The following is an 11,813-nucleotide window of genomic DNA, read 5'->3' as shown; positions in this document are numbered from 1 at the left end:
ATATTTACTTTTTTATTAAAGCTATTATTTGATCAACAATATCTTTTGTTGCATTAGGTAAAGCCAATTTTTTAAATTGTTTTCCTAATTCTATCATTTTATTATTATCTAAAACTAAATCACTAAAAATCCTTTCAAACTGATCTAGCTCATTTTCTTTAATCATTACTGCACCACCATGCTTTACAATGCTGTTAGCATTCTTTGTTTGATGATCTTCTGCCACATTAGGTGACGGTATAAAAATAACAGGCTTACCTATTATTGCTAATTCAGAAACTGATGAAGCTCCCGAACGTGATATAATTATGTCAGCACATGCATAAGCCAAATCCATACGATCAATAAATGGAGCTACTTTTATATCTGTACTTTCTGATTTTTTATACTCGTCGTAATATAACTTTCCACATTGCCATAAAATCTGTATTCCCATCCGATTAAAGAACGGAATCTCTTTTTCAATAAGTTGGTTAATTCGTCTAGCACCTAAACTTCCTCCTAAGACCAATAATACTTTTTTTGTTCTATCAAGACCAAAATACTGAAATGCCTCTTCTTTTTTATCTTCAACCGTTAATAAATCTTTGCGAACGGGATTTCCTGTTTTTAGCACATTTTTACCTGGAAAAAAGGAAGCCACCTCGTCATAGGCAACGCATATACATTTTGCTTTCTTACCTAAGAAACGATTTGTAATTCCTGGATAAGAATTCTGTTCTTGTACAACTGTCGGTAATCCCATATCCGAAGCCACTTTCACTACAGCTCCACTTGCATATCCTCCAGTACCTATAACCACATCAGGTTTGAATCTTTTAATAATCTTCTTTGATTTCCATAAACTACTAATTAGTTTAAACGGAAATGATAAATTATCTATTGTCAATTTTCTTTGTATCCCTGAAATCCACAACCCCTCTATAGGATAACCAGCAGCAGGTATTTTTTCCATTTCCATCCTTCCTTCTGCACCTACAAAAAGGATTTCAGCATCAGCATAACGAGACTTTAACTCATTTGCAATTGCTAATGCGGGATAAATATGTCCTCCCGTTCCTCCTCCACTTAATATAACTCTTGGTGCTTTCATCATTATAACTCTACTACTTCTTTTTCAGCTAATGCTTCTTTTAATCTTTCTTCTTCTATTTTTTTAAGCTCCTCTTGCAGACGCTCTTCTTTATCTTGCTTTTCTAACTCTTGTTGCTGAATCTCTTGCTCTTTCTTAGTTACACTTAAGATAGCTCCCAGTGCAAAACATGTCATCCAAATTGATGTTCCACCACTACTAATTAATGGTAAAGTTTGTCCCGTTGTTGGAAGTAACGATACAGCAACTCCCATATTAATCAATGCTTGAAACGTAAAAAAGAAACCAAGTCCAATCACTAATAGTTTACCAAACAAAGTGGGTGCCCTATGTGCAGCAACCAAAAACCTAAAGAATAATAATAGATAAACAAATAATACTGCTAATGCTACTATTAAACCATACTCTTCAACAATAATCGCATAGATAAAATCGGAAGATGATTGAGGTAAAAAATTCTTCTGAACTCCTTTACCTGGTCCCACTCCAACTATTCCTCCTAAAGCAATAGCCATTTTTGCATTCTCTACTTGATATAAATCTTTTGTCCCATCATCTGGACCTGCAAATCGATCTATACGACTAATCCAAGTATCAACACGGTTAGGAAACATACCTGGAAAAGCTTTTGCAGTTAATACAAAAATCCCCATAAATACAATACCTAATCCTATAATAGACATTAAGTATTTTAGAGGATATTTACCTACGAAAACTAAAATACACACCATCAAAAAAATCAATGCTGCCGTCGAAAAGTTTGCCGGTAATATTAGTCCTACAATAATCAATACAGGTAGCCATAATTCTAAGAAAGATGGCCAAAACTCAACCACACTATCTTTAATTTTAACTAAATATTGAGCTACATATATCAATAGAATAATGGAGGCTGTAGAAGATGGTTGAAACTGAAACCCTAGAATACTTACCCAACGACTCGCATTCGCTCCTCCTATCGTAGTCCCCTTCATAAGAGTATACAATAGCACCAACCCTATAATTGGTAATCCAAAGACTCCTATAGCTCTGAAATATTTATATTCCATTTTATGACTAAACCATAGAACTCCTAGACCAACGGAAATATGAACTAAATGTTTCAGTAAGTAATATCCTGTCTGTTTACCTGTTCCTACAGTATATACAAGATTTGTACTTGCACTATATACAGGCATAAACGAAAAGAAGGCCAATAGTATTACTAAAGCCCAAATCGTTTTATCGCCATATAAATGTGCAAACAACTGTTTCATATTTATCTATAAATTATGTACTTCTTCTTTAAATTGAGTCCCTCTATCTTCGTAACTTTTGAATAAATCAAAACTAGCACAAGCAGGTGAAAGTAAAACTGTATCTCCACTTTCTGCTAAACTTTGAGCTATTTTTACAGCATCCTCCATCGTTTGCACTTCTACAAATCCATCTACCACATTTTCGTATGCTTCACGTATTTTAGAATTGTCAATACCTAAGCATACAATACTTTTGACTTTTTCACGTACTAATGCCATTAACTCATTGTAATCATTCCCTTTATCAATTCCTCCTACTATCCAAACGGTTGGAGTTTTCATACTTTCCAATGCAAAGAAAGTAGCATTAACATTAGTAGCTTTCGAATCATTGATATACTGAACATTGTCAATCTTAGCTACTTTTTCTAATCGATGTTCTACACCTTGAAATTCAGAAAGACTTTCACGAATCTTTTCTTTTCTAATTCGCTTCAATTGAGCAATAGTCGTAGCAGCCATTGCATTCTTCACATTATGCAATCCTTCTATACCAAGATCCTCAATAGGTAAAATAATCGTTTCCTTATTCATAGTGACAACAATATTTTTATCTTCAACATAAGCCCCTTCTTCTAACTTTTGAGTTAATGAAAATGGAACTCTTTTTGCTTTGATTTCATGTTTTTGCAACCATTTCTGAATTTCTACATCATCATAATCATAAATGAAATAGTCATCATCAGTTTGGTTCATTGTTATTCTAAACTTAGAATCAATATAATTTTCATATTTGTAATCATATCTATCCAAGTGATCAGGGCTCAGATTTGTTAATACAGCTATATTAGGTCTATAAGATTCTATTCCATCTAATTGGAAACTACTCAATTCTAAGACATAACATTTTTCAGGATCACTTGCTACCTGCTCTGCATAACTATCTCCGATATTACCCGCCATACCTACATTGCACCCTCCATCTTTTAAAAGCTTATAGGTTAACATTGTAGTAGTCGTCTTACCATTACTACCAGTAATAGCAATAGACAGTTCTTTATTAAAGGAATATGCAAATTCAATCTCTGAAATTATCTTTATTCCTTTCTCTTTTATTTTTTTTATAATTGCTGCCTTATCAGGAATACCTGGGCTTTTAACAATTAAATCAGCATTTAAAATCACTTCTTCGCTATGTCCACCCTCTTCCCATTTTAGCTGATGTGATTCTAATACTTCTTTATAACTATCTTTTATCGCTCCAAAGTCAGATAGAAATACGTCATACCCTTTCTGTTGAGCCAAAATTGCAGTCCCTACGCCACTTTCTCCTCCTCCTAATACAACAATTTTCATATTATCTCAATTTTAATGATACTAAACAAAACACTCCTAGCAATATTGCTATAATCCAAAAACGAGTAACAATTTTACTCTCATGATAACCTTTCTTTTGAAAATGATGGTGCAAAGGTGACATTAAAAAAATACGTCGTCCTTCTCCATATTTACGCTTAGTATATTTAAAATATGATACCTGAAGCACCACTGATAAATTCTCTATCAAAAAGATTCCACATAATACCGGAATCAATAATTCTTTACGCACAGCTATAGCCATTACAGCAATAATACCTCCAATAGTTAAACTACCTGTATCCCCCATAAAAACCTGAGCTGGATAAGTATTATACCATAGGAATCCTATCAATGCACCCGCAAATGCAGAAATAAAGACTGTCATTTCCCCTGAATTAGGTATATACATTATATTCAGGTAATTAGAAAAAATAACGTTACCAGATACAAAAGCAAATATTCCTAATACAAACGTGGAGATAGCTGATGTTCCTGCTGCCAACCCATCTATTCCATCTGTTAAATTTGCACCATTCGAAACAGCTGTAATAATAAAAATTACAATAGGTATAAAGATTAACCAGGCATAATTCTCAGCACCTTCACCTAACCAACTTATTAATACACTATAATCAAACTCATTATTTTTAAAAAAAGGTATAGTAGTAGCAGTTGACTTAACATCATATTTACTAACAGCCGCTTCGACCATTTGTAAATTTGATGGTGTTTCTCTTACTGTAACACTAGGACTAAAATAAAGTACCGATCCAACAATTAAACCTAAGCCTACTTGCCCAATAACTTTAAATCTACCTTTTAAACCATCTTTATCTTTCTTAAATACCTTTATATAGTCATCTAGAAAACCAATAGCTCCCATCCAAAGAGTTGTCAATATCAACAAGAGCACATAAATATTATCTAATTTTGCAAACAATAAAACCGGGATCAAGGTTGCAAGAATTATGATCACTCCTCCCATTGTAGGTGTACCTGCTTTCTCTTTTTGTCCTTCTAATCCTAATTCTCGAACAGTTTCGCCTACTTGCATTTTTTGCAGCGCTCTAATAATTCTTTTTCCATATATTATAGAAAGTAACAGTGACACTATTACTGCCATACCAGACCTAAACGTAATGTATTGGAATACACCCGCACCAGGTATTTTAAAATAACTTTCTAAATATTGAAATAAGTAATACAACATAATCTTTCTCTCTTACTATTTTTTATTGTTCTAAAAATTCGGTTACAACTTCTAAATCATTAAAATGATTCTTCACTCCTTGTATATCTTGATAATTTTCATGTCCTTTTCCTGCTATCAAAATAATATCTCCTGATTTGGCTTGTTGGCAGGCTAATTTTATTGCTTGCTTACGATCTTCTAATACTATTGTTTTCATAACATTCTGAAATTCTACTCCCTTTTCCATATCATCTAGGATGGCTTTAGGGTCTTCAAAACGTGGATTATCAGAGGTAAATATCACTTTATCACTTAGCTCAGAAGCAATCTGTGCCATCTCTGGTCTTTTAGTTTTATCTCTATTTCCACCACAACCAACAACTGTTATTAACTGTTCATTATAAGTTCGAATAGAATTAATTGTTTCTATAACATTTTTCAAAGCATCTGGTGTGTGTGCATAATCTACAATAGCAGTAACTTTATTTCGAGAAACTACATATTGAAAACGACCTTCTACACTCGTAAGCTTACTTATTTGTAATAAGACTTCTTCTGATGGAATACCTAATTCTATTGCTACTGCATAAACAGCTAACAAATTATACCCATTAAAAGCCCCTATTAATTGTACCCAAATTTCTTGTTGATTTATCTTCATCAACATTCCTGAAAATTGACTTTCTAGAATTTGACCTTTATAATCAGCCATATTCTTTAATGCATAAGTCTTAATTTTAGCCGCAGTATTCTGCGTCATAATTAAGCCATTTTTATCATCGATATTAGTAATGGCAAATGCTTGACGTTTTAATTGGTCAAAAAATACTTTCTTAGCATCGCGATATTCACTAAAAGTTTTGTGATAATCTAAATGATCATGACTTAGGTTTGTAAATACCCCACCTTTAAATTCTAATGCACTAGTTCTTTTTTGTACAATTCCATGAGAACTTACTTCCATAAAACAAAACTCACAACCAGCTTCTACCATTTCATTCAAATAGTAGTTTATGGTAAGTGAATCTGGTGTCGTATGACTTGTTTCAAACTTTTCATCTGCTACTAAAATTTTCACAGTTGACAGCAACCCTACTTTATATCCAAGGTTTGTAAAAAGGCGATAAAGCAATGTAGCTACCGTAGTCTTCCCGTTTGTCCCTGTTACTCCAACTAATCTTAATTTAGAAGAAGGGCTGTCATAAAAATTATTAGCTATAATCGCTAAAGCTAAATTTGCATCTTCTACACATATATAAGTAATACCACTTATTATCTCACTAGGTAAATGCTCACATATAATTGCTATAGCGCCACTCTCAATTGCAGAAGTGATAAAAGCATGCCCATCAACTACATTTCCAGAAATAGCAATAAATAAAGTATTCTTCGAAACTTTTCTAGAATCAAATGCGACAAAATCTATAGGAGAATCAGTTGACCCAACTACAGATTTAATAGCTACTTTATATAATATGTCTCTTAATATTTTCACGATAATTCTAATATCACTTTTTTATTCTTATCTATTTTTTGTCCAGAAGGAATGGATTGTTTTTTTACTTTCCCAATTCCTTTTATCTCTACTTTCAATCCTAAATTCTCTAATAACGGTAGTGCATCCATGGCATACATTCCTCTTACATCAGGCATTACTTCATCCGTCTCTGCACCTTTTGTATAAAAATCTAAATAACGATGTTCTACTTCTTCGGGTACAATGTCAATTCCATCAATTGCAGTAGTAATTGGCAAATCAGTATATATTTTTTGAGCTATCTTTTTAAACACTGGTCCAGAAACATCTGCTCCATAATAACTCTTAGTACGATCAGGCTTATGAATAACTACAATACATGAATACTTTGGATCATTAGCAGGAAAATAACCTGCAAAAGAAGAAGAATAATACATATCCTTACCTTTTCCTCCACCATAGTTTACCTGTGCTGTACCAGTCTTTCCTGCCATAGAAAAGTTCTTTGAGTAAAGTTTTCTTCCTGTTCCTCTTATTACAACATTCTCCAATATGGCATGAACTTGTTGAATTACTTCTGGTGAAGCTATTTGTGGATTCAAAACCTCTTTCTCAAACTTTTTAACTGTTTTATTAAACTCTTTTACCTCTGATACAAATTGTGGTTTTACCATCTCTCCATTATTTGCTACAGCGTTATACAACATCAAAGTATGCATTGGTGTAACAGAAAGTCCATATCCAAATCCCATCCATGGTAATGATAAACCACTCCAACCTTTTTTCCCAGGTTGTGGAACATAAGGAATACCTTCTCCTTTTAATGGTAAATCTAATGGTTTGTCCATCCACAGTGTACTTAAGTAATTTGTGAACTCACTTGGATTGTCCTTAAATCCTTCATTAATAGCCTGAGTAATTACTGTATTAGAAGATTTTTCTATCCCCTTCGCTAGCGAAATCTTACCATATCCACCCCATTTAGAATCGCGAACTCTTGCATTGTAAAATTTCACAACTCCATCTTGCGTATCGTAAATACGGGCAGTATCCGTTTTCCCTTTCTCTAACAAAGCAAGCAATGATGCTAACTTAAATGTTGAGCCTGGTTCATGTTTTTCAGCTATAGCGTAATTTATAGTTTCAAAATAGTTTCCTGAAGCTCCTCTACCTAGATTTGATATAGCTCTAATAGCCCCTGTCTTCACCTCCATCACAATAACACAACCATGATCTGCACTAAAATCTTCTAAAGCTTTCAACAAAGCATGGTGAGCAATATCTTGTATATACACATCTATAGTAGAGACGATATCTTTCCCATCAATAGGATCAACCTCGTTCTCATCATTAATAGGCTTCCATTGATCTTTTCCTAAACTCTGCATTTTGCGCTTACCGTCTATTCCATTTAGGTAATCTGAATAAGCCCCCTCTATTCCAACTCTACCAACAGTATTATCTTCATATGTACGTTCATAACCAATTGTTCGCTGAGCAATTTTACCAATAGGATGCTGACGTACAGTCTTTTGTAATGAAATAAAACCACCTTTAAAAGGCCCTCTCTTAAATAAAGGAAAGTTTTTAACTCTTACATATTGTGTATAGCTTAAATCTCTAGCGATTAAAACATATCTACTATTGGTAGCTCTTCCCTTGCGTAAAATCCCTTCATAATAAGATGTTGGTTTATTAAACATCTTTCCTAAAGAATCAGCCAAGGGTCTGACATTCTTGTCAAAATCTTCTTTACTTGGTGCTACTCCGTCAAATCGAATTTCAAAGACCGGTACAGAAGTAGCTAATAAACTACCATCTGCAGAATATACATTACCCCTATTTGCAGGGATTAATTCTTCTTTAACTCTATTTTTATCTTTAGCCTTAGCTCTTAACTCTTTTCCCTCTACACTTTGTATCTTCACTAGTCGATATACAATCCCACCTGCCATCAAGAGAACTAGCGCAGATATGATATAAATATTTACATAAATATTTTTATTGTCTAACGCCATAATCTTCCCCAAAAACTAGTTTTCGTTTCTTCCTTATTCACTTTAATCTTTGTCGGTGGAGTCTCTGATGGAAAAATACCTTGCTCTTCAAGAGTTTTAGTAATTGTTGATTCCATCTTTAATTCCATCAATTCTGATCGAGTATCCACAAATTCTGCTCTTAACATTTTCACTTCATGATTCAGAGCAGCTATTTTAAACACCTTTGCTTCATAAGCTTGAGTGTTCCAAATTAAAATTAAACACAGAACAATAACATAAATAATAAAAGCCCAATTCTTAGCTGAATCCTCATTAACAAGAATTTTAGCTTTTATAATATCAACTGGACTAGCTATTGTTTTTTTCATTTTTTCTCTGCTACTCTTAATTTTGCTGATCGAGCTCGGTTATTAATCTTAATTTCTTCCTCACTAGGAATTATCAATTTTCCTAATTGTTTCATTGGAACTTCAAATCTTCCAAACATATCTCTCTCTGGTTCTCCTTCAAACATTCCATTCTTCATAAATCTCTTTACCAACCTATCTTCTAAAGAATGATAAGAAATAATACTCAATCGACCACCTTCTTTCAATACTTCAAGACTCTGCTCTAGCATTTCTCTCAGTACCTCTACTTCCTTATTCACCTCTATACGAATCGCTTGATATATCTGAGCTAAAATTTTCGCACTTTTATGCGCTGGTAAAAACTTAGCTAAAACAATTTTCAATTCATCCGTATTCTTTATTTCCTTATCCATTCTTGCCTTAACAATAGCATTTGCAATTGCTCCTGCATTTTTTAGTTCACCATATAAGCTCAAAATGCTTCTTAGCTCTCTGACATCATAATCATTCACTACGTTATAGGCTGATATCTCCCCTTGTTTATTCATTCTCATATCCAGCTCTCCATCAAAACGAGTTGAAAAACCACGTTCAGCAACATCAAACTGATGAGATGAAACTCCTAGATCTCCAAGTATTCCATCAACTTCACTCACTCCATAAAATCTCAAATAACGCTTAAGCAATCTAAAATTTTGATTAATAAGTGTAAAACGATGGTCATCAATAGCGTTTTCTAAAGCATCTTGATCTTGATCAAAAGCGTATAATCTTCCATTCTCGCCAAGACGACTCAAAATTTCTCTTGAATGTCCACCACCACCAAAAGTAACATCAACATAAACCCCATCAGGTTTTATTGCCAAACCATCCACACTTTCATTTAACAAAACTGGTCTATGATAACCGTATTCTTCTTTATTCATCAAAACTTATATTACTCATTACATCTTGCGCTAAATCTCCAAAATCAAAATCATCTTGATTCAGGGTAGCTTCATATTGATTTTTATCCCATATTTCAATAATATTGACTTTTGATGAAAAGACTAGCTCTTTTGAAATATTTGCAAAATCGATTAAATCTTTTGCAATCAAAAGACGTCCTGCGTCATCAATATCAACATTTTTAACCCCGGCCATAAAGCGTCTAATAAACATATCATTCTTTCTATCAAATGGATTTAGTTTACTAATCTTCGTCATCATTTTATCCCACTCCGCCATTGGCCATAATTCTAAGCATGATTCAAAAACAGAACGTTTTAAAACAAAACCTTCTGCCATAGCAGGAAGCTGCTTCTTTAAAGAAGCAGGCACCAAAACTCTGCCTTTAGCATCGATTTTGCATTCATATGTTCCTATAATTGAAGCCAAATCACACTTATAATTAATATTATAGCAAATGTAATTATTTTTTTACCACTTTTTACCACTTTTACCCACTTTGTTGATAAGTTTTCGCTGTTAAGTGATTTTAAAGGGTTTTCGCGAGTAATTATTTGATTTATAACCTTTAATTTTTACATTTTAACTATCGCCTTCATCTAAAAAGCCTCTTAAAAACATCAAATTCTAAGAAAAAAATTGAATGAAAAAAGATGTTTTTACACTCAAAATTTTACCATATAAGATTTATTTGATTTTTATACTCTTCAAAAGAAAGTTTGTCGCTTAGAAAACCGTATATTTGTGGGAATTTAAAAATCGCATTTAAAAACTACATGGAGCGAACTTTAAAAGAAGATGGAAAATTCCGTTATGTAGAAATTGGTGAAGGAACTCCAATTATTATTTTACACGGATTAATGGGAGGCTTAAGCAATTTTGATGGTGTTGCAAACTATTTCCCAAAAGAAGGTTACAAAGTGGTTCTTCCTGAACTACCGCTATACACAAATAGTATCCTAAAAACAAATGTAAAAGCGTTTGCTAAATTTGTAAAAGACTTTATTGAAAAGATTGGTTACAAAGACGTTATCTTACTTGGAAACTCTTTGGGAGGGCATATTGCATTATATTTTTCAAAAATGTATCCTGATCTTTTGAAAGCGATGATATTAACTGGTAGTTCTGGTTTATATGAAAGTGCTATGGGAGATAGCTATCCTAAACGTGGAAATTATGAATATATCGAGAAGAAAGCACAAGATGTTTTTTACGATCCTAAAGTAGCCACAAAAGAATTAGTAGATGAAGTATTTGCTACTGTAAACGATAGAATGAAACTTATTAAGACTTTAACTATCGCTAAAAGTGCAATTCGACATAATATGTCTAAAGATTTACCTAAAATCCAAACTCCTACTTGTCTTATTTGGGGGAAAAATGATAAGGTTACACCTCCTGAGGTGGCTGTAGAATTTAATGAACTTTTACCTGATTCAGACTTATTTTGGATTGATCAATGTGGTCATGCAGCAATGATGGAGCATCCTGATGAATTCAATGTAATTTTACATGATTGGTTAAAAAAAAGAAATTTATAAAAGATGAAAATAAATACTGCTGAGTTTGTCGTAAGTAATTCTGAGGCTAGTAAATGTCCTAACGAGCCTATACCAGAGTATGCATTCATTGGAAGATCTAACGTAGGTAAGTCTTCTTTAATCAATATGCTTACAAACTCGAAATATTTAGCAAAAACCTCATCTAGACCAGGTAAAACACAATTAATTAATCACTTCAAGATTAATTCAAATTGGTATTTAGTTGATTTACCAGGTTATGGTTATGCAAAAGTAAGTAAGAAAACAAAATCTGTTTTCCAAAAATTCATTACAGATTACTTTGAGAAAAGACAACAATTAGTTAGTGCTTTTGTACTTATTGATATTCGACATGAAGCTCAAAAAATAGACTTAGAGTTTATGCAATATTTGGGCGAATCTGAAATACCTTTTAGTATTATTTTTACAAAGGCTGATAAAGTAGGTAAACAAAAAGTTCATTCTTTAGTAGCAGCTTACAAAAAAGCAATGCTTGCTAATAATTGGGCTGAAATGCCTCCTTATTTTGTCACCTCATCCGAACATAAAACTGGAAGGGATGACGTTTTAGATTACATTGACGAAGTCAACCAAGAAGTCTTTAAGAACCCTAAC

Annotated in this window: 11 protein-coding genes; 2 read left to right on the top strand and 9 right to left on the bottom strand. The window is 33.0% G+C overall.

All coding sequences use genetic code 11. From position 1 onward, the window contains the following. Positions 1-4 precede the first annotated feature (4 nt). From murG to mraZ, 9 genes are read right to left on the bottom strand one after another with little or no spacing between them, the layout of a single operon-like run. Complete coding sequence (murG, locus tag RH98_RS00055) at positions 5-1,096, bottom strand: undecaprenyldiphospho-muramoylpentapeptide beta-N-acetylglucosaminyltransferase (RefSeq protein WP_026038635.1); 1,092 nt, start codon at positions 1,094-1,096, stop codon at positions 5-7. Then, positions 1,096-2,349: an FtsW/RodA/SpoVE family cell cycle protein gene (locus tag RH98_RS00050; protein ID WP_010249109.1), complete on the bottom strand. Its 1,254-nt coding sequence runs from the start codon at positions 2,347-2,349 to the stop codon at positions 1,096-1,098. Before RH98_RS00050 ends, murG begins: the two co-directional genes overlap by 1 nt. Before the next feature lie 6 nt (positions 2,350-2,355). Beyond that, positions 2,356-3,687 (bottom strand): UDP-N-acetylmuramoyl-L-alanine--D-glutamate ligase, encoded by a 1,332-nt coding sequence (murD, locus tag RH98_RS00045; protein WP_010249107.1) that lies wholly within the window; start codon positions 3,685-3,687, stop codon positions 2,356-2,358. 1 nt (position 3,688) lies between these two features. Continuing rightward, positions 3,689-4,900: a phospho-N-acetylmuramoyl-pentapeptide-transferase gene (mraY, locus tag RH98_RS00040; RefSeq protein WP_010249105.1), complete on the bottom strand. Its 1,212-nt coding sequence runs from the start codon at positions 4,898-4,900 to the stop codon at positions 3,689-3,691. Positions 4,901-4,922: 22 nt separating this feature from the next. Further along, on the bottom strand, positions 4,923-6,377 hold the full coding sequence (locus RH98_RS00035) for a UDP-N-acetylmuramoyl-L-alanyl-D-glutamate--2,6-diaminopimelate ligase (RefSeq protein WP_010249103.1): 1,455 nt from the start codon (positions 6,375-6,377) through the stop codon (positions 4,923-4,925). Next, complete coding sequence (locus RH98_RS00030; protein ID WP_010249101.1) at positions 6,374-8,377, bottom strand: PASTA domain-containing penicillin-binding protein; 2,004 nt, start codon at positions 8,375-8,377, stop codon at positions 6,374-6,376. The genes RH98_RS00035 and RH98_RS00030 overlap by 4 nt, the downstream gene beginning before the upstream one ends. Then, positions 8,368-8,727, bottom strand: coding sequence for an FtsL-like putative cell division protein (locus tag RH98_RS00025; RefSeq protein ID WP_010249099.1), 360 nt, complete (start codon positions 8,725-8,727; stop codon positions 8,368-8,370). The genes RH98_RS00030 and RH98_RS00025 overlap by 10 nt, the downstream gene beginning before the upstream one ends. Next, the gene (gene rsmH, locus RH98_RS00020) at positions 8,724-9,635 is read right to left on the bottom strand and encodes a 16S rRNA (cytosine(1402)-N(4))-methyltransferase RsmH (protein ID WP_010249097.1); all 912 of its coding nucleotides are present in this window, start codon (positions 9,633-9,635) and stop codon (positions 8,724-8,726) included. The genes RH98_RS00025 and rsmH overlap by 4 nt, the downstream gene beginning before the upstream one ends. Beyond that, the gene (mraZ, locus tag RH98_RS00015; RefSeq protein ID WP_010249096.1) at positions 9,628-10,086 is read right to left on the bottom strand and encodes a division/cell wall cluster transcriptional repressor MraZ; all 459 of its coding nucleotides are present in this window, start codon (positions 10,084-10,086) and stop codon (positions 9,628-9,630) included. Before mraZ ends, rsmH begins: the two co-directional genes overlap by 8 nt. A gap of 347 nt (positions 10,087-10,433) precedes the next feature. Here mraZ and RH98_RS00010 point away from each other — a divergent pair, with 347 nt between their 5' ends. Both RH98_RS00010 and yihA read left to right on the top strand, forming a co-directional pair. After that, the gene (locus RH98_RS00010; protein ID WP_010249093.1) at positions 10,434-11,198 is read left to right on the top strand and encodes an alpha/beta fold hydrolase; all 765 of its coding nucleotides are present in this window, start codon (positions 10,434-10,436) and stop codon (positions 11,196-11,198) included. A gap of 3 nt (positions 11,199-11,201) precedes the next feature. Beyond that, positions 11,202-11,813, top strand: a 612-nt coding sequence (gene yihA, locus RH98_RS00005) for a ribosome biogenesis GTP-binding protein YihA/YsxC (RefSeq protein WP_010249090.1), incomplete at its 3' end; no start/stop codon positions are given.

Origin of the sequence: Myroides injenensis M09-0166 (assembly GCF_000246945.1) — a bacterium.
Lineage (GTDB): Bacteria > Bacteroidota > Bacteroidia > Flavobacteriales > Flavobacteriaceae > Flavobacterium > Flavobacterium injenense.
The sequence above is the reverse complement of the archived record's forward strand: the minus strand, read 5'-3'. Positions and strand labels throughout refer to the sequence as shown.